The organism is Corallococcus sp. NCSPR001, assembly GCF_017309135.1.
GTDB lineage: Bacteria > Myxococcota > Myxococcia > Myxococcales > Myxococcaceae > Corallococcus.
The window spans coordinates 325438-344129 of record NZ_JAFIMS010000002.1; the positions used below are offsets into that span (position 1 = coordinate 325438).

Here is an 18692-nt window from a genome sequence, read left to right on the forward strand (position 1 = left end):
GGTCATGACGTCTGACTCCGCCACCATCGTCGCGCTCGCCACCGCACCCGCCTCGGGGGCCGTGGGCATCCTGCGCGTGTCCGGACCGGCTGCGCTGGAGGTGGGGCGGAGGCTCGCGCCCGGCGTTCCGGTGGCTCCCACGCCGCGCCATGCGTACCTGGCGTCATTCGTGGACGCGGCGGGCGCGGTGCTGGATGAGGGCCTGTTCCTCTACTTCCAAACGCCCCGGTCCTTCACCGGCGAGGACGTGGTGGAGCTCCAGGCGCATGGCAGCCCGCGCCTGTTGCGGCTGCTGCTCGAGCGGGCGCTGGAGGACGAGCGCGTGCGTCCGGCGCTGCCCGGGGAGTTCACCCGGCGCGCGTTCCTCAATGGCCGCATCGACCTGACCCGCGCGGAGGCGGTCGCGGACCTGGTGGCCGCGGATTCGGAGGCGGCCGTGCGCGCCGCAGCGGCCGGTCTGTCCGGTGCGTTGGCCGAGCGGATCCACGCGCTGGAGACGCCGCTGCGCGAGCTGCACGCGGACCTGGAAGGCGTCCTCGACTTCCCCGACGAGGCGGAGGGCGCGGACGCGGAAGCCGGGCCTCGCGTCACCGCGCTGCGCTCTGTCGCTGAAGCGCTGCGCGCGGAGGTGGGCTGTGGACGGCTGGTGCGCCAGGGCGCGCGCGTGGCGCTGTACGGCCCGGTGAACGCGGGCAAGTCCACGCTGTTCAACCGGCTGGTGGGCGAGGCCCGCGCGCTGGTGGACGACGAGCCCGGCACCACCCGCGACGCGCTGGAGGCCCGCGTCGAGTGGGACGGCCTGGGCGTCACCCTCTACGACACCGCCGGCCTGCGCGAGGCGCCCGGACGCGTGGAGGCCTTGGGCATCGCGCGCACGCGGGAGCTGCTCGCGGCCGTGGACCTGGCCGTGCTGGTGCTGCCTCCGGAGACGTCGCGCGAAGAGGCCGCGTCGTGGACGCGCGAGGCCGGCGCCACGCCCGTGCTGGTCGTCACCGGCAAGTGCGATGTCCTGCCGGGGGCGCGGCGGGAACAGGACTCGCCCCGTGCCGGCGCGGGAGCGGACCGTTTCGCGCTTTCTCCGTCTGACGATGCGGGGGCATCGCCCATCCGCGACGCGGCGTCCGCGGCCCTCCCCTCCCCTGCCCCGCCGCGCGTCAGCGGCCTCACGGGCGAAGGGGTGGAGGCGCTGCGGACCTCCGTACTCACGCGGCTGTGGGGCGGTGGCACGCCCTCCGCGGTGGCGCTGGTCTCCGAGCGTCACGCGGACGCCCTGCGTCGCACCGCCGAGGCGCTGGGCCGCGCGGAAGAGGCCTCACGCGTGTCCACCCTGGAGGTCCTCTCCGGCGAGGTGGGGCTCGCGCTGGAGGCCCTGGGCGAGGTGTCCGGAACCAGCGTTTCCGATGCACTCCTGGACACCCTCTTCCAGCGCTTCTGCATCGGGAAGTAGTGCCTCCGCGGGTGGCGGTCCGCATGTCAGACCCCTCCCTAGAATGCCTCGCGTTCACCGGCGCTCCCCGAGGATTCATGACGGCACTTCAGCACCTTCAACCCACCTCTCACTCCCTGCTCTCGGCGCTGCCGTCGGGCTGGGTGGGGGAAATCCTCGATGGCGAGCTGGTGGCCTCGCCGCGCCTCTCCGTGGCGCCCGCTCGCGCGGCCTTCATGATGGGAGTGGAGCTGGGGGAGCGGTTGGATCCGCGCCGTGGCGGCAACGGCCGCTGGTGCTTCCTGCGCGCGCCGGAGCTGCACCTGGGCGAGGACATCCTCGTGCCGGACCTGGCCGCCTGGCGCCGTGAGCGCGTGGCCGCCCCGCCGGAGCCCGGCGCCGCCTTCTTCACCCTGGTGCCGGATTGGGTCTGCGAAGTGCTGACCCCCGCCACCACCGCGCTGGACCGGGCCCGCAAGCTGCCCCTGTATGCGCGGGCCGGCGTGTCCTACGTCTGGCTGGTGGACCCCGTCGCGCGCACGCTGGAGGTGTACCAGCGCCTCAAGCGCGGCTGGCTCCTCACCGCGAGCCACGAGGACGACGCCCTGGTGCGCGCCGACCCCTTCCCTTCCGTCTCCCTGGAGCTGGGCTCGCTGTGGCTCCCCGACGCGCCGGAGGAGATGCCCCGGCTCGTCGCGCTGCCCTGATCAGCTCGCGTGCTTGAGGCGCGCTTCCTCGGAGGCGCGCGACAGCCGCCGCACCGAGCGCAGCAGCAGGTCCGGATCCACCGGCGCCGCCACGAAGCCCCGCGCATGCACGGCCTGCGCGCGGGGCAGGTCCCGCTCCGGCGCCTTGCCCGCCACCAGCACCTGCGCGCGCAGCCGCTGCGCCAGCACCTCCATCGCGGGCAGCGGCGCCACCACCACCTGCGCCTCCGTCGCGGCGCACACGTCCCCCGTGCTCGCCACCTTCACCGTGAAGCCCGCTCCGCTCAGCACCCGCACCAGGCCCGCCGCCGCGTCCGCGCCCCAGCCATACACGAGCACCTGCTCGCGCACCGTCACGCGCGGCTTCGGCGTCGGCACCCAGGCGGGCTCCAGCGGCGCCAGCATGGGCAGCTCCGGGCTGTCCGCCCGCCGCACGGGCTCCGGGGCCGGCATGTCCGTCAGCTCCGCCAGGGACGAGCCCACCACCAGGGGCATCGACTCGTCCCACTCCGGCAGGGAGAAGCTCTCCATCCCGGGACGGCGCCGCGGCGTCGCCGGCTCACCCCGGTACAGCCGCCCGATGGCCCGCCCCAGGGCCGCGTCCGTGGCCAGCCGGGGCACCACCCGCGCCTTGCCGGACACGCTCTTCACCACGTCCAGGGTGGCCAGGCTCGCCGGCGCGGCCAGGGCCACCACCAGCACCTCCCGCGCCCCCTGCCCTTCCAGCCGCAGCGGCACCACGCGGTGGGCCTCCGCCACCTTGCAGGGAATCAGCCTCGCGAGCGACGCGTCCAGGGGCTGGGCGTCCAGGTCCACCGCCTCCACGCCGGACTGGGTCGCCAGCGCGGACAGCACCGCCTCCGCCGTGCAGAAGCGCTGGTCCACCACCACCTGCCCCAGCGCCACGCCCCACTTGCGCTGGTACGCCAGCGCCGACTGCAACTGCAATGCATCCACCACACCCCGCGCGAGCAGGATGTCCCCCAGGCGCTTCTTCATCACTCGTTCTCCTCCGGCCCCCCTCGGTGCTTCGGCCGGGACGACCTGCCCAACATGCCCTCCCCTCTACGTCAGGAGGGTGTAAAGTTACATTCAAAACGGAAGGAGTGAGTCGAGCCGGGTGCGGCTTGCCTGCTCGGACCCAGAAGGCGCCGTACGGCCACTTCTTCCCGCCGGTTCACCGTCCTTCAACGAACCCCGCCTCGATCCTTGAGGGGGGGACGACAAAGCGGACGTTCATTGGCAGACCCGAGGGTGGCCGGATGTCGCAGACATCCCTAGCCTGTACGCATGGCTGACGCGTGTCTGAGAGAGTTCGTGGGAATGCTCCGCGCGCGCCGCGCCGCTCCCGGGGGACTCACGGGGGTGGACGCGCGGATGGCGGGGCTGCGGCTGGAGCCCTCCAGCCTCAAGCCCTACCTGCACTTCCTGCCGGGCCGTTACACGCGCAACCTCGTCCACCGCGACGAGGGAATGGAAGTCGTCATCAACTGCTGGTCCGCGGGCGTGGCCTCGCCCATCCACGACCATGACGGTCAGGAGTGCTGGTTCAGCATCCAGCGCGGCGAGTTCCTCCTGGAGAACTACCCGCTGCTGGAGGGCGGAACGCAGCCCGGCCTGGCGAGGCTGGGGGCGCCGGTGCGCGTGGGGCCGGTGGGCGCCGGGCACGTGGACTTCCGCGACCCGGGCGCCGCCATCCACCGCGTGAGCGTCGCCGGCAACGCCCCGGGCATCACGCTGCACGTCTACGCCGGCCCGGTGGCCAGCTGCCTCGTGTTCGACCCGCGCCGCCACCGCTGCGCGTCGCACACGCTGCGCTACCACAGCATCTTCGGGCGGCCGGTGCGGCCCTCCGAGGGCCGCGTCCCCGTCCCCCTTCACGTCTAGCGAGCGCTACCAGCGCACCTCCGGAAGCGGCGCGTACAGCATGCGCCCCTCCGCGCCCTGCCCGGTGAGGCCCAGCTTCGCGCCCACGCGGTACACGGCCCGCACCTGCTCCAGCACCTGGGACGACACGGCGGCGTGGCTGCCGGTGGCCTCGTCGTCGCTGTTGTCCGCTTCGTGGTTGCCCAGGAGCTCCGACAGCACCTGGCCCGTGGGCCGGGGGCGCGGGAAGACGACGATGCGGACCGGGGCGTCCTTCTGCAGCTTCGCGGCCTCCCGGGCCAGCTCCAGCGCCTTGGGGTAGCCGCCGAGCGCGTCCACCAACCCGCGCTCCAGCGCGTCCTCGCCCGTCCACACGCGCCCCTTCGCGACCGCCTGGAGCTTCTCCAGCGGCATGTTGCGCGCCTGGGCCGCGCGGCTGGTGAAGTCCAGGTAGATGGTGTCCAGCTCGGACTCCAACTGCGCGCGCTGCTCGGGGGTGAACTCGTGGTCGGAGCTGGAGAAGGTGGCGTTCTTGCCGAAGGCGATGGTGTCGAAGTTCACGCCCAGCTTCGCCCAGAGCTCGGACGTGACGAACTTGCCGTTGTACACGCCGATGCTCCCCGTCAGCGTGCCCGGCTGGGCGACGATTTTGTCCCCGGCCATGGCCACGAAGTAGCCGCCGCTGGCGGCGTAGGAGCCCATGGTGACGATGACGGGCTTGCCCGCCTCGCGCGCGCGCTGCACCTCCCGGCGGATGGTGTCGCTGGCGGAGTAGCTGCCGCCCGGGCTGTCCACGCGGAAGACGATGGCCTTCACGGACGGGTCCTCCACCGCCTTGCGGAAGGCCGCCGCCACCGTGTCGCCGCCCATCACCTGGCCGCCAGAGAGCGGGTTGGACTGGCTCTTGCCGCGCAGCACCTCGCCCACGCCGTAGATGAGCGCGATGGTGGTGCCCGTCTGGTGCGGCCGGCCCGCGCGCTCCAGGTACTTCTCCACGTAGAGGAACTCCGCGCCCTCTCCGGCCTGCTGCTTGAGCTCGTCGTGGATTTCGTCGCGGTAGCGCAGCCCGTCCACCAGCTTCGCGTCCACGGCCGCCTGGCCCATGAAGGGCGCGCGGTCGATGAGGGCACGCACCTCGTCCTCGGACAGCTTGCGGCCCTCCGCCACGCCCTTCACCACCTGCTGGAAGAGGCTGTTGCCGAAGGCCTCCGTGGCCTCGCGCTGGTGGGGGCCGTAGGACTCGTCGGTGAAGGTGTTGACGGCGTTCTTGAACTCGGCCCGCTTGCCGAACTCCGGCTTCACGCCGAACTTCGCGAAGGCGTCGCGCGCGAAGGGCGTCTCCATCACCAGGCCGGTGAGCCCCACGTCGCCGGAGGGCTGGATGTAGACGGAGTCGAAGGCGCTCGCGAGGTAGTAGGCGCCGGTGCCGTTGCCCGCCTCACCGAAGCCGTCCGCGTAGGCCACCGCCCGCTTGCCCGACGCGCGGAAGGCCTTCACCGCGTCCCGCAGCTCCTGCACCTGCGCCGAGCTGCCCGGCTGCCCGATGCGCACCACCAGCGACTTCACCCGGGGGTCCGTGGCGGCCTTCTCCAGGCCCTCCACCACGTCCCTCAGGGAAGTGGGCTCCTCGCCGAAGGCGCCCGCCAGGGACGTGTCCAGCGTGTACTCCGGCAGCGGCTGCTGCAGGTCCAGCTCCAGCACCAGGTTGGACGGCACACCCGGCTTGCTGGACGCCGCGAGCATCAACAGCCCCACCACACCCACCACGAAGAGGATGGACAGCGCCCCAATGAAGGCCAGCGCGCCAATGAAGAAGCGTTTCATCCGGAAGGACTCCTGGTGCCCGAGTACCCGAGGGGCATTCCCCCATCTTCAGGCGGCCTACCATCAACGCACGCTTCCGACGACGCTTGCGTGCGGCGCATTGATGGGCGGCGGACGGGGAGCCAGGGCCCGTCCGTCCTGGTGGCCGGGGGGCGGGCCGGCACCCGGGCCCGTGCGCGAGGGCCGCCGCGGTGCACGGTGCACACCGTCCCTCCAGGGACCAGGGGCCTTCAGGCCCGGGAGGCACGGAATGCGGAAGCGACGGTTGGGCAATTCCGACATGGAGCTCACGGCGCTGGGATTTGGCGCGTGGGCGATTGGAGGGGGCGGCTGGGCGTTCGCCTGGGGCGCTCAGGACGACGCGCAGTCCATTGAAGCCATCCAGCGTGCGTTGGATTCGGGCATCAACTGGATCGACACGGCGGCGGTGTATGGGCTGGGGCACTCCGAGGACGTGGTGGCCCGCGCGCTGAAGGGCCGGGATAAACGTCCGTATGTCTTCACCAAGTGCGGGATGGTCTGGGATGAACAGGGCAAGGTCAGCCGCCGGTTGAAAGCGGACTCGGTGCGCGAGGAGTGTGAGGCGTCCCTGCGCCGGCTGAAGGTGGATGCCATTGATTTGTATCAGGTGCACTGGCCGGTGGAGGACGGGGCGGAGCTCGAGGAGGGGTGGACGGCGCTGGCGGAGCTGCAACGGCAGGGCAAGGTGCGCTGGTTGGGTGTGTCCAACTTCAATGTCTCGCAGTTGGAGCAGGTGCGGCGCATTGCCCCGGTGACGTCGTTGCAGCCGCAGTACTCGCTCATCCACCGGGACATCGAGGACGACCTGCTGCCCTACTGCCAGGCGCAGGGCATTGGCGTGATTGTGTATTCACCCATGGCGTCCGGCCTGCTGACCGGGGCAATGACACGCGAGCGCATCCTGGCGATGCCGGACGACGACTGGCGCCGTGGCAGCGCGGACTTCCAGGAACCGAAGTTGTCGCATCACCTGTCGCTGGTGGAGCGCATGCGCGAGGTGGGCGCGCGGCATGGCCGTTCCCCGGCGGAGGTGGCCCTTGCCTGGACGCTGCGGGGGCCAGCCGTCACCGCCGCCATCGTGGGGGCGCGCAGCGCGAAGCAGGTGGATGGGTTCATCCACGCGGGGGACTTCCGGCTGACGTCCGAGGAGGTCCGCGAGGTGGAGGAGGTCCTGGGCTCCGGCTCCGCGATGGCGCCCGGGGGCATCTACGCCTGAGTGACGGGGCGCATGGAGGGCTCAGTTTTCCTCTGGGCCGTCCATGCGTTCTTCCAGGACGTCGATGCGCTTGCGGTCGGTGGACTGGGCATCCGCGAGGTGGTTCAGCATGCGGCCCGCCTGACCGAACATCTTCGTCTGGTGGAGTTTGATGCCATCCACCTCTTTCGCGAGCGTCGAGAGGTGCGTGACGAACTCATGCATATTGTCGCGGAACCCATCCACTTCCCTGGAGAAGGCACGGACCTGATCCGCGAAGACTTGAGTTCGCCTGTAGACGACCCGGCACTTCATGCGGAGCACCCGGAGCTCCTTCTGGGTCCGCGCGTACTGCTCCTTCGCCTCCTCCTGCATCTCGCGGAACTCGTGCAGCATCTGCAGCATCAGGTCCCCGCCCATCGCCTTCGCCATTCCGTTCCCTCCCTGGTGACGCGCGAGTTTCCTACCAACCCATCCTGACATCGGATCCGCGTCAGGATACATGACGACCTGTGAAGTAGGAAGCGCGGGACAGGACCTGGGACGGTCCATGGATGTCCCTGGGTGGACGCCTGCCCGGTGGGCCCGGGTTTCTCGGGATGGGAGGACCCGGTGGAGCGGTTAGAAGTCCCGTGCCTTCTCCTTCGCACCCCGAGGACCGCATGACGCGTCGTACCCCGCTCGCCCTGCTGGCTGTCCTGCTCGTGGCGGCCCCTCCCGTGTGGGCCCGGGCCCCGGCTCCCCTCCCGAAACCCGCCGCCTCCCAGGCCGCGCGCGCGCAGACGAAGCAGGCGGCCCTGGCCCCCGTCGCGAGCGTGGAGGGCATCACCGAATACCGCCTGCCCAATGGCCTGCGCGTCCTGCTCTTCCCGGACCCCACCAAGGCCACCGTCACCGTCAACGTCACCTACCTGGTGGGCAGCAAGCACGAAGGCTACGGCGAGACGGGCATGGCGCACCTGCTCGAGCACCTGATGTTCAAGGGCACGCCCACCACCCCCAACGTGCCCCAGGCCCTCACCGAGCGCGGCGCGCGTCCCAACGGGACCACCTGGCTGGACCGCACCAACTACTACGAGACCCTGCCCGCGTCGGACGACAACCTGTCCTGGGCGCTGTCCTTCGAGGCGGACCGCATGGTCAACAGCCACATCGCTCGCAAGGACCTGGACAGCGAGATGACCGTGGTCCGCAACGAGTTCGAGTCCGGCGAGAACAACCCGCGCGGCATCCTCTTCAAGCGCACCATGAGCGCCGCGTACCTCTGGCACAACTACGGCAAGGCCACCATCGGCGCGAAGGCGGACCTGGAGCACGTGCCCATCGACCGGCTCCAGGCCTTCTACCGGCGCTACTACCGCCCCGACAACGCGACGCTCGTCATCGCCGGACGCTTCCAGCCGGAGAAGGCCCTGTCGCTCGTGCAGTCCACCTTCGGCAAGCTCCAGAAGCCCGCGGATCCGGTGCCCGTCACGTACACCGAGGAGCCCATCCAGGACGGTGAGCGCGAAGTGACGCTGCGCCGCGTGGGCGACAATCAGCTCATCTCCAGCGTCTACCACGTGCCCGAGGGCGCCCACCCCGACTTCGCCGCCATCGACGTGCTCACCCAGGTGCTGGGCGACGTGCCGTCCGGCCGCCTCTACAAGGCGCTCGTGGAGACGAAGAAGGCCTCGCGCGCGGGCGCGTTCAACTTCCAGCTGCGCGACCCGGGCGTCATCGGCTTCAGCGCCGAGGCCCGGCAGGATCAGCCCCTGCCCCCCGTGCGTGAAGCGCTGATCAAGACCGTGGAGGAGGCCTCCCGCACGCCCTTCACCGACGAGGAGGTGAACCGCGCGAAGACGGCCCTCGCGAAGCAGACGGAGCTCTTGCTCAACAACTCCGAGCGCGCCGCCATCCTCCTGTCCGAGTGGGCCGCCGTGGGCGACTGGCGCCTGCTCTTCCTGCACCGCGACCGCATCGAGGCCGTCACGCCCGCGGACGTCACCCGCGTGGCCGCCGCGTACCTCAAGAGCTCCAACCGCACGATGGGCACCTTCGTGCCCACGCCGAAGCCGGACCGCTCGGAGCTGCCGCCCCCGGTGGACGTGGCGAAGATGGTGGACGGCTACCAGGGCAAGGCCGCGGTCGCCCAGGGCGAGGCCTTCGACCCCTCCCCCGCCAACATCGAATCGCGCGTGCAGCGCGGCGAACTGGCCAACGGCGTGAAGTACGCGCTGCTGCCCAAGAAGACGCGCGGGGAGATGGTCAACCTGGCGCTGGACCTGCGCTGGGGCACCGCGGAGACCGTGAACGGCAAGCTGCCCGCCGCCTCCTACGCCGGCGGCATGCTCATGCGCGGCACGAAGAAGCACACCCGTCAGCAGCTCTACGACGCGCTCGACAAGCTCAAGGCCCGCGTGGGCGTGGACGGCGGCGCGATGGGCGTCAGCGTCTCCATCGAGTGCCCTCGCGCGAGCCTCCCGGAGGTCCTCAAGCTGATGGCGGAGGTGCTGCGCGAGCCCGCGTTCGACGCGAAGGAGTTCGCGCTCCTCAAGCAGGAGCGGCTGGCCTCGCTGGAGTCGCAGCGCAGCGAGCCGCAGCCCCAGGCCACCATCGCGTTCTGGCGCCTGCTCAGCACCCAGTACCCCAAGGGCCACCCGTTCTACGTGCCCACCCTGGATGAGCGCCTGGCCGACGCGAAGGCCGTCACGCTGGAGCAGGCGCGTGACTTCTACCGCCAGTTCTTCGGCGCCTCGCGCGGGGAGCTCGCGGTGGTGGGTGACTTCGACGCGAAGGAGCTCACCTCGCTCGTGGGCCCCCTGCTCGACGGCTGGAAGAGCCCGGCGCCCTACGCGCGCGTGGCCCGGACGTACCAGGACGTGGCCCCGAAGTCCGTGGTGCTGGAGACGCCGGACAAGGCCAACGCGTACTTCCTCGCCGGACAGCTGCTCCAGATTCGCGACGACCACGCGGACTGGCCCGGGATGATGATGGGCAACTTCATGCTGGGCGGTGGCTTCCTCAACTCGCGGCTGGCCACGCGCGTGCGTCAGCAGGACGGCCTGTCCTATGGCGTGGGCAGCAGCCTGTCCGCCCAGGAGCTGGACACCGTGGGCTGGTTCCTCACCTACGCCATCTACGCGCCGCAGAACGCGCAGAAGCTGGAGGCCGCCATGCGCGAGGAGGTCACCCGCGCCGTGCAGAAGGGCTTCTCGCAGGAGGAGCTGGACAAGGCGCGCGCGGGCCTCCTGGAGTACCGCCAGTCCGCCCGGGCGCAGGATGGGAACCTGGCGCAGCAGCTGGCGGACGGCCTGTACCTGGGGCGCACGCTGAAGTTCGACGCGGACATCGAGGCGAAGCTCCAGAAGCTGACCGCCCAGGACGTGCGCAAGGCCCTGGCCAACCACCTGGACTTCAGCAAGGCCACCCTCGTGCGCGCGGGTGACTTCGCGAACGCCTCCAAGGCCCAGGCCCCGCAGGCGCCGGCTCCGGCCAAGGCGAACGCGTCGCCGTAAAGCCGTGTCTGTCATTGGGCATGGGCGCTAGAGTCCGCGCTCATGCCCGTGCAACTGGTGGAAGGCGACCTGCTGGAGCAGCCGGTGGACGCCATCGTCAACGCGTGGAACCGGAACGTCATCCCCTGGTGGCTGCTGTTGCCGCAGGGGGTGTCCGGGGCCATCAAGCGCCGCGGCGGCACGGCGCCGTTCCGCGAGGTCGCGCGCGCGGGGCCCATGCCGTTGGGCTCGGCGGTGGTGACCGGGCCGGGCACCCTGCCCTTCAAGGGCATCATCCACGTCGCGGGCATCAACATGCTCTGGCGCGCGTCCGCGCGGTCCATCCAGGACTCGGTGCGAAACGCGCTGGCTCGGGCGCAGGAGCACGGCTTCCGCTCCGTGGCGTTCCCCATCATCGGCGCGGGCTCCGGCAGCTTCGACGAGGACCGCGCGCTGGAGCTGATGCGCGAGGCCCTGGGGGATGCCCCCGCTTTCGACGTGCGCGTGGTGCGCTTCCGCCGTTAGAGGGAGCGCACCTCTTCACACGCGAAGCGAGGGTGACATGATCGACCTGTACACGTGGGGCACGCCGAACGGACACAAGGTCTCCGTGGCGCTGGAGGAACTGGCGCTGCCGTACACCGTGCACGCGCTGGACATCTCCACGGGCGTGCAGAAGCAGCCCGCGTTCCTGGCCATCAACCCCAATGGCCGCATCCCCGCCATCGTGGACCGCGCGGCGGGGGACTTCGCCGTCTTCGAGTCCGGCGCCATCCTCCTCTACCTGGCGGAGAAGACGGGCAAGCTGATGCCCACGGACGCGAAGGGCCGCTCGCAGGTCATCCAGTGGCTGATGTTCCAGATGGCGGGCGTGGGCCCCATGCAGGGGCAGGCCAACGTCTTCTTCCGCTACTTCCCGGAGAAGCTTCAGCCCGCCATCGACCGGTACCAGAACGAGACGCGCCGCCTGTACACGGTGCTGGAGAGCCGGCTGAAGGACCACGAGTACCTGGCCGGCGACTACAGCATCGCGGACATCGCGAACTGGGCGTGGGTGCGCATCCACGACTGGGCCGGTGTGTCCGTGGACGGGCTGCCGGGCGTGCAGCGGTGGTTGGCCGCCATCGAGCAGCGTCCCGCGGCGCAGCGCGGCCTGAAGGTGCCCGCGCCTCGCGAGGAGAAACCCAAGAGCGAGGAAGAGGCCATCCAGCACGTGCGCACTTTCCTCCAGCGCTGAAGCGCCCTCCCCTCCCCTCCCCTGCCCCGTCGCATGGCCCCGGACATCTGTCCCGGGCGTGCGCATGATGGGGCCGTTCAAGGCTCCCGGCATGGGAGCCCAGGGAGTGGATGACATGGAAGCGGTGCGGAGCCTGGGCCGGTGGGCCGGACTGTGTCTGGCATTGGGACTGTGGGGCGCGTGCACGCCGAGCGGCGGCACCGTGCGCGCGTCGCGGGACAACGTGGCGCCGGATGGCTGCGCGCCGGCCACGTGCTCGCAGGCGATGGTGGCCTGTGGCCGGACGCCAGACGGGTGCGGCGGCTTCATCGACTGCGGCGACTGTCAGGCCGGCACCTGCACCGACGGCCGCTGCGTGGCCCCGTCCGTGCCCGCCGAGCCGAAGAAGGAACCCTCGGGCCCCGTCAGCACCTGCACGCCCGGGTGCAAACCCAACGAGTCCTGCGTGGATGACCGCTGCGTCTGTCAGCGCGCGACGTGCGCCACGCTGGGGTTGAAGTGCGGCACCGCGGACGACGGCTGCGGCGGCGTGGTGCAGTGTGGCGCCTGCGTGCCGGCGTGCCGCCCGGACGAGATGGAGTGCTGCGGCGCGTGCATCCCCAAGTCGGACGGGCGCTGCCCGGAGAACGTGCACTGCCCCAGCCGGTCGAATCCCCCGGCCACCCGCTGACTCCGCGCGGTTCCGGGCCCCCTCTGGAGCGGGGCCTGGAACCCGGAATGTCAGACCCCCCCGCTATACCCTTCCCCGTCGCGCACACGGAGGGTCCGCCGGCCTCGCTGGTTCGAGTCCGAGAGCCCCCATGCGCCCTCACCGCATGGGCCGCTTTCCGGCCCCCGTGTGTGCGACGCCATGTGAAGACACGAGGGCCGGGGGACTCGTGTGGGCAGGTCCCATGGATGCCATCGCCGTTGAAGGGCCAGAGACGCCACCGGTGTGTCAGGCGCGCCCTTGGACGGATCCACGATGACTGGTGCGCGCGAGGCGGGCGGCGTTGTTACCCCTCCCACTGCCCGCCTCGCGTGCTCCCGAACTTCGGGCCATGTCTGTGTTTGGGAAACGGCCCAGGTCGGGGAGGAGCCAGCCGGGTGGACGGTGTCCGCATGCCCATGATGCCCGGCTTGCCACGGACGCGCCGGGGCGTGATACCCCCCGGGACGCGATGGAACTCCGATACGACATCGTCGTGGTGGGGCTGGGCCACGCGGGCTGCGAGGCGGCGCTCGCGTGTGCTCGCATGGGCCTGTCCACCCTGGGCGTGACGCTCAAGCGCGAGCGCGCCGCCGTGATGAGCTGCAACCCCGCCGTGGGTGGCACCGCCAAGGGCCACCTGGTGCGTGAATTGGATGCGCTGGGCGGACAGATGGGCCGCGCGGCGGACCTCGCGGGCACGCACGTGAAGGTCCTCAATCCCTCGAAGGGCCCCGCCGTGCAGGCCACCCGCGTCCTCTGCGACCGCGATGCCTATGCCGCCGGCATGCAGGCCGTGCTCTTCACCCAGCCAAACCTCACCGTGCTCGAGGGCGAAGTGGCCGCCGTCGTCGCGGAGGAGGGGAGGGTGAAGGGCGTGGTGCTGGGAGACGGCACCCAGGTGGTGGCGCGCGCGGTGCTCCTCACCACCGGCACCTTCCTGCGCGCGCTCATGCACGTGGGCGAGCAGAAGGAGGTCGGCGGCCGGCTGGGGGACGAAGCCGCGCGCGGCCTGTCGGAGTCACTGCACGCGCTGGGCTTCACGCTGGGCCGCTTCAAGACGGGCACGCCCGCGCGCCTGTCCCGCGACAGCATCGACTGGGACGCCGTCACTCCGCAGCAGGGGGACGTAGGCGTGCGGCCGCTCTCCTGGCGCACGCAGGTGGAGCAGGGCCTGCCGTTTCCGCGTCTGCCTTCCGTGACGTGCGGCCTCACCGCGACCACGGAGGCGACGCACCGGCTCTTGCGCGACAACCTGCACCGCTCGCCGCTGTTCCAGGGGGACATCGTGGGGCGAGGGCCCCGGTACTGTCCGTCGCTGGAGGACAAGGTGGTGCGCTTCGCCGCTCGCGAACGGCACCAGGTGTTCCTGGAACCGGAAGGGCCCACGTCGCCGCTCGTGTACCCGGCGGGCCTGTCCACCAGCATGCCCGCGGACGTGCAGTTGGAGTTCCTGCGCACCATCCCCGGCCTGTCCCGCGTGGAGGTGATCCGCTACGGCTACGCCGTGGAGTACGACTTCGCGCCGCCCACGCAGCTGCACCCCACGCTGGAGACGAAGGCCGTCGCGGGCCTGTTCTTCGCGGGCCAGCTCAACGGCACCTCCGGCTACGAGGAGGCCGCCTTCCAGGGCCTGTGGGCCGGCATCCAGGCGGCGCTCCAGGTGAAGGGCGAACCGGCGCTCGTCGTGGGCCGTGACGAGGCGCACGGCGCGGTGCTCGTGGATGACCTGGTGACGAAGGGCGTGGATGAACCATTCCGCATGTTCACCAGCCGCTCCGAACACCGGCTCCGCTTGCGCGAAGGCAACGCGGACCTGCGGCTCGCGCGTCACGGGCATCGCGTGGGGCTGCTTCCGAAAGAGGCGCTGGAGCGCGCCGAGGCTCGGGCCCACGCGGTGACGGCGGAGGTCGCGCGGCTCAAGCGCACCGGCCTGACCCCGCGGCTCAAGCGCCCGGAGGTGACGTACGCGCAGCTGGCGCAAGAGCGCGCGGACTTCCCGGACCTCACCCCCGACGTCACGGAGGAGGTAGAGGTGGAGGTGAAGTATGAGGGCTACATCGCCCAGGCCGCCCGGGCCGCGGCGCGCGAGGCGGAGGCGTCCGACCGCTGGCGCATCCCGGACACGTTCCGCTTCTCGGACGTGCGCGGTCTGGGTACGGAGGCGGTGGAGAAGTTGTCCGCGCACCGGCCCGGGACGGTGGGGCAGGCGAGGCGGATTCCGGGCCTGACGCCCGCCGCGGTGTCCCTGCTCCTGGTCGCGCTCAAGCGGGGCCAGGGGCCGTCAAGTGATCAGGAACAGGGCTGTGGATAACGTGTGGACATTTCTGGGGATGAATTTCTCCTGAGTGATTCCAAGGACTTGAAGGGCCCTTCGGGGTGGAGGTGTTGTGGATAACGCGCGGTTCGCAGATCAGCTGGCATCCGGATGCAGTGCGTTGGGCATCACCGTGGGACCGGACGTGGGCCCCAGGCTCCAGCGGCTGATGGCGGAGCTCCTGAAGTGGAACGCGAAGGTGAACCTCACGGCCATCACCGCGCCGGAGGAGGTGCTGGAGAAGCACTTCCTGGACTCGCTCGCGGTGCTGCCGGAGGTGAGGGGCGCGACGTCGCTGCTGGACCTGGGCGCGGGCGCGGGCTTCCCCGGACTGCCGCTCAAGCTGGAGCTGCCGGAGATGGGCGTGACGCTGGTGGACACGGTCGGCAAGAAGATCGCGTTCATCAAGGCCGCCGCCGCCAGCCTGGGCCTCGTCGGCGTGCGCGGACTGCACGCCCGGGCGGAAGGCAAGCCGGAGACGGAAGGGATTCCGCGCGCGCAGGTGCTCATCGCGCGCGCGTTCATGGACCTGCCGGACTGGCTGAACCTGGCGCCCGCGTATGTGGAGGAGGGCGGACGCGTGGTGGCGATGCTGGGCAAACAGCAGACGGACGCGGAGCTCCAGTCGCGCGCGGCCGAGCGCAACCTGCGCGTGGTGTCCGCCCGGTCGTACCGGCTCCCGTTCTCCGGCGCCGAGCGCCAGGTCGCGGTGTTCGCGAAGCAGTAGGGGAGGGGAGGGCGCCCGGGCTCCGGCTTCAGTGCGCGCCCGCCAGCTCCTGTTGGATCTCCCGGAAGTGCTCCAGCACGTGCTCCAGCGCGTGCTCGGAGAGGAAGTCCAGGCCCCGCATGGAGCCCTCGGCCGCGATGGCGGCCCTCTCGAACATGGCCGCCTCGTAGCCCTTCACGGCCCGGCTCCAGTCGGAGTCCGCCGCGAGCGCGAGCCCCAGCTCCAGTCCGTCGAGCATCGCCATGTTCACGCCCTCGCCAGCGAAGGGCGGCATCACGTGGGCCGCGTCCCCGAGCAGCGTCACACCCGGCCGGTGCGTCCACCGGTGTCCCACGGGCAGCGCGACGATGGGGCGCTCAGTGAGGGTGTCATTGCACGCGTCGATGAACGCAAGCAGGGATGGCGCCCACCCGGGAAGCAGCGCCTTGAGTTGTTCACGGGCGCGGGCAGGGGAGGACGTGTCCACGAGCCCTTCTTGGAGCTGCGCCTCGGACACCCGGAACATGAAGTACGCGCGCACCTGTCCGTGGCTGCTGCGCTGGGCGATGAGCCCCTGGTTGCCCCCGACCACGGAGATCTTCCCTCGCGGGAGCAGCTTCGCGACCGCCGGATGCCGCGTGTCCACGTTGTCGATTTGCAGCTCGATGAAGAGCACGCCCGTGAAGGCCGGCGTCGCCGGGGACACGAGCGGACGGACCTTGGACCACGCGCCATCCGCGCCCACCACCAGGTCGAATTCTCCCAGCGAGCCCGAGGGGCCCACGACGCGGTAACGCCCATCGGGGAGCGGATCCACTGAGGACACCTTGCTCCCCCAGCGGATCCGTTCCGCGGGGAGGCTGTCCAGCAGGAGCGAGCGCAACTGTGTACGGTCAATCTCTGGCCGGTCGCCGTCGCTCGCCTCGTTGTGCTGGAGGTGCAGCGTCCCCTGGGCGTCATAGATGGCGTCGCCCTGGTCGTCGTACCGGGCGACGGCCTTGAACCCGGCCTCCAGTCCGGCCTCGCGAAGCGCGCGCAGTCCCGAGTCGCCGTGCAGGTCCAGCGAACCTCCCTGCGGACGCGCGAGCGGGTGCTCATCCAGCTCGAACACCGTGGCCGCGATGCCCCGTGTCTCCAGGATGCGCGCCAACGTCAGCCCGCCCGGACCACCCCCGATGATGCCTACTGTCTTCATGATGTGCATAGTGTGCTATGTAAATGGGGATGGGGCTCCGTGCAACCCGAAGAGGCCCGCCCGCCGGAAGGGGAGGGCACCTTCCGAGCGTTCACGCGAGGAGCACGCCGGTTCCGATGCCGCGCGCGGAGGGTTCGCCTAACGTTCCGCCGCGTGACGGACACCTCCCGCAACTCCGGGCGCGTCGAACTCGCGCAGTTTCTTCGCAGCCGCCGTGAGCGTTTGCGGCCGGAGGACGTGGGACTTCCTTCCGGTTCGCGGCGGCGCACGCCGGGCCTTCGCCGCGAGGAACTGGCGCGGCTCGCGGACGTGGGCGTCAGTTGGTACACGTGGCTGGAGCAGGGGAGGGACATCCACGTCTCCGAACCGCTGCTGGAGCGCCTGGTGGTCGCGCTCCGTCTCACGCCGACGGAGCGCCTGCACCTCTTCGCGCTCGCGCACGGCCGGCCCGCGTCCATGCCCGTGCGCTCACCGGAGTCGGTGAGTGACGTGCTTCAACGGCTGCTCGATGCGCATCCCTTTCCGGCGCTCGTCTCCACGCGGCGGTGGGACATCGTCGCGTGGAACGCGCCGGCGACCGTCCTCTACGCGGACCTGGAGCTTCCGGCCTCCTCCCCGGAGGCGCGCAATGGGTTGTGGGCGCTGTTCATGAATCCCGAGCGGCGCGCGCGCATGCCCACGTGGGATGAGGCGGTGCGCCGCGCGGTGGCGGGGTTCCGGATGGACGCCGCGAGGGCCGCGGACCGGTCGGAGTTCGACGCGCTGGTGGAGAAGCTCCAGGCCGCGAGCCCGGAGTTCGCGCGACTCTGGAGCGAGCACGACGTGGTGGAGACCGCCTCCATGGTGAAGGTGTTCCTCCTTCCGAAGTGGGGGCCCATCGCGTTCGAGAACGTCACGCTCACGTACTCCGAACCCGACGGGCGGGAGCTGCGCGTGTCCTTCTATTCGCCGCGTCCCGGTCCCAACCTGGAGCGCACGCGCGCGCTGTTCTCGCGGGCGTAGCGCGGATCCGCGGACCGCGCGTCACGGATTGAAGCGGACGCCGGTCCACGCCTCGCTCGCGGACCACAACCGGTCGGCCTTTTTCGGATCCACGGCGAAGTCCTTCACGCCGCGCCGGACGGTGGCGTCGGCGGGCGCCATCACGGCGATGTCGGCGTTCTCGCAGTAGACGCCGCCCCTGCCCGCGAGCTGGGGGCTGGTCGCGCACCAGACCGTGGTCGCGGCGCCCTGTTCCACGGTCTTCAGCGGTTCAATCTTGTCGGAGTTCGCGATGGAGGCGCGGATCTCCTCCTCGGACATGTGCCGGGCCAGGTCCGTGAGGATGCCGCCGGGGTGGACGGCGAACGCGCGCACGCCGTGGGCTTCACCGCGCGCATCCAGTCCGACGGCGAAGAGGATGTTCGCGGTCTTCGACTGCCCGTAGGCGACCCACTTGTCGTAGGGGCGCTGCTGGAAGAAGGGGTCCTCGAAGTCGACGCCGGAGAAGAAGTGGCCGCGCGATGACAGGCACACCACGCGCGCGCCGTTCGCCTGCTTCAGCGCGGGCCACAGCCGCGCGGTGAGCTGGAAGTGGCCCAGGTGGTTGGTGGCGAATTGGGACTCGAACCCCCGCGCGTCGCGGGTGAGCGGGGCGGCCATGATGCCCGCGTTGTTGATGAGCAGGTGCAGGGGCCGGCCGGACGCGATGAAGCGCGAAGCGAACGCATCGATGGACGCCGGGTCGAAGAGGTCCATGGGCTCCAGCTCCACGCGCTCCAACCCCGCGAGCGCGGCGCGCGCCTTGTCGGGAGTCCGCGCGGGGACGATGACGGTGGCACCCGCGGCGTGGAGCGTGCGGGTGGTCTCCAGTCCGATGCCCGCGTAGCCGCCGGTCACGATAGCGACGGTGCCATCCAGCCGGGTGTTGCCGAGCGCCTCGCGTGCGGTGGTGGTGGCGCCGAAGCCGGAGTTCAGGGGCTGCTGTTTCGTGGTCATGGGCACAAGGTGCAGGCCCGAGGTCCGCGCGAAAAGAGCGTCAATTCATCCTATGTC

Annotated in this window: 16 protein-coding genes; 11 read left to right on the forward strand and 5 right to left on the reverse strand. The window is 70.9% G+C overall.

The window, feature by feature from the left end; genetic code table 11:
* Positions 1 to 4: 4 nt before the first annotated feature.
* Both JYJ93_RS03235 and JYJ93_RS03240 read left to right on the forward strand, forming a co-directional pair.
* Entirely contained in the window at positions 5 to 1447 is a 1443-nt protein-coding gene (locus JYJ93_RS03235) for a tRNA modification GTPase (RefSeq protein ID WP_206786483.1), read from the forward strand.
* 77 nt (positions 1448 to 1524) lie between these two features.
* A complete protein-coding gene (locus tag JYJ93_RS03240; protein ID WP_206786484.1) occupies positions 1525 to 2133 on the forward strand; it encodes a Uma2 family endonuclease in 609 nt (202 codons plus the stop codon).
* On the opposite strand, the gene JYJ93_RS03245 is transcribed toward JYJ93_RS03240, so the two are convergent.
* Positions 2134 to 3132, reverse strand: a complete 999-nt coding sequence (locus tag JYJ93_RS03245; protein WP_206786485.1) for a general secretion pathway protein GspE — start codon at positions 3130 to 3132, stop codon at positions 2134 to 2136. It abuts the gene before it with no gap.
* Between the two features lie 324 nt (positions 3133 to 3456).
* Here JYJ93_RS03245 and JYJ93_RS03250 point away from each other — a divergent pair, with 324 nt between their 5' ends.
* Complete coding sequence (locus JYJ93_RS03250) at positions 3457 to 4020, forward strand: cysteine dioxygenase family protein (RefSeq protein WP_242543646.1); 564 nt, start codon at positions 3457 to 3459, stop codon at positions 4018 to 4020.
* Between the two features lie 6 nt (positions 4021 to 4026).
* Here JYJ93_RS03250 and sppA read toward each other — a convergent pair whose 3' ends face one another.
* A complete protein-coding gene (gene sppA / locus JYJ93_RS03255; RefSeq protein ID WP_206786487.1) occupies positions 4027 to 5823 on the reverse strand; it encodes a signal peptide peptidase SppA in 1797 nt (598 codons plus the stop codon).
* Positions 5824 to 6073: 250 nt separating this feature from the next.
* On the opposite strand from sppA, the gene JYJ93_RS03260 reads away from it, so the two are divergent.
* Complete coding sequence (locus JYJ93_RS03260) at positions 6074 to 7060, forward strand: aldo/keto reductase (RefSeq protein WP_206786488.1); 987 nt, start codon at positions 6074 to 6076, stop codon at positions 7058 to 7060.
* A gap of 21 nt (positions 7061 to 7081) precedes the next feature.
* Here JYJ93_RS03260 and JYJ93_RS03265 read toward each other — a convergent pair whose 3' ends face one another.
* Positions 7082 to 7471, reverse strand: a complete 390-nt coding sequence (locus JYJ93_RS03265; protein ID WP_206786489.1) for a hypothetical protein — start codon at positions 7469 to 7471, stop codon at positions 7082 to 7084.
* A 230-nt stretch (positions 7472 to 7701) separates the two neighbouring features.
* Between JYJ93_RS03265 and JYJ93_RS03270 the strand changes: the two genes are divergently transcribed.
* From JYJ93_RS03270 to rsmG, 6 genes are all read left to right on the forward strand, one after another.
* On the forward strand, positions 7702 to 10536 hold the full coding sequence (locus JYJ93_RS03270) for a pitrilysin family protein (RefSeq protein WP_206786491.1): 2835 nt from the start codon (positions 7702 to 7704) through the stop codon (positions 10534 to 10536).
* A 42-nt stretch (positions 10537 to 10578) separates the two neighbouring features.
* A complete protein-coding gene (locus JYJ93_RS03275; protein WP_206786492.1) occupies positions 10579 to 11040 on the forward strand; it encodes a macro domain-containing protein in 462 nt (153 codons plus the stop codon).
* 37 nt (positions 11041 to 11077) lie between these two features.
* On the forward strand, positions 11078 to 11752 hold the full coding sequence (locus JYJ93_RS03280; protein WP_206786493.1) for a glutathione S-transferase N-terminal domain-containing protein: 675 nt from the start codon (positions 11078 to 11080) through the stop codon (positions 11750 to 11752).
* 115 nt (positions 11753 to 11867) lie between these two features.
* Complete coding sequence (locus JYJ93_RS03285) at positions 11868 to 12422, forward strand: hypothetical protein (RefSeq protein WP_206786494.1); 555 nt, start codon at positions 11868 to 11870, stop codon at positions 12420 to 12422.
* Positions 12423 to 12912: 490 nt separating this feature from the next.
* Positions 12913 to 14754, forward strand: coding sequence for a tRNA uridine-5-carboxymethylaminomethyl(34) synthesis enzyme MnmG (gene mnmG / locus JYJ93_RS03290; RefSeq protein ID WP_206786495.1), 1842 nt, complete (start codon positions 12913 to 12915; stop codon positions 14752 to 14754).
* Positions 14755 to 14830: 76 nt separating this feature from the next.
* Positions 14831 to 15484, forward strand: a complete 654-nt coding sequence (gene rsmG, locus JYJ93_RS03295) for a 16S rRNA (guanine(527)-N(7))-methyltransferase RsmG (RefSeq protein WP_206786496.1) — start codon at positions 14831 to 14833, stop codon at positions 15482 to 15484.
* A gap of 28 nt (positions 15485 to 15512) precedes the next feature.
* Here the strand turns inward: rsmG and JYJ93_RS03300 are convergent, their stop codons facing one another.
* The gene (locus JYJ93_RS03300) at positions 15513 to 16658 is read right to left on the reverse strand and encodes an NAD(P)/FAD-dependent oxidoreductase (RefSeq protein ID WP_242543648.1); all 1146 of its coding nucleotides are present in this window, start codon (positions 16656 to 16658) and stop codon (positions 15513 to 15515) included.
* 237 nt (positions 16659 to 16895) lie between these two features.
* On the opposite strand from JYJ93_RS03300, the gene JYJ93_RS03305 reads away from it, so the two are divergent.
* Entirely contained in the window at positions 16896 to 17660 is a 765-nt protein-coding gene (locus tag JYJ93_RS03305) for a helix-turn-helix transcriptional regulator (RefSeq protein ID WP_269012914.1), read from the forward strand.
* A gap of 21 nt (positions 17661 to 17681) precedes the next feature.
* Here the strand turns inward: JYJ93_RS03305 and JYJ93_RS03310 are convergent, their stop codons facing one another.
* Entirely contained in the window at positions 17682 to 18635 is a 954-nt protein-coding gene (locus JYJ93_RS03310; protein ID WP_206786499.1) for an oxidoreductase, read from the reverse strand.
* Positions 18636 to 18692 lie beyond the last annotated feature (57 nt).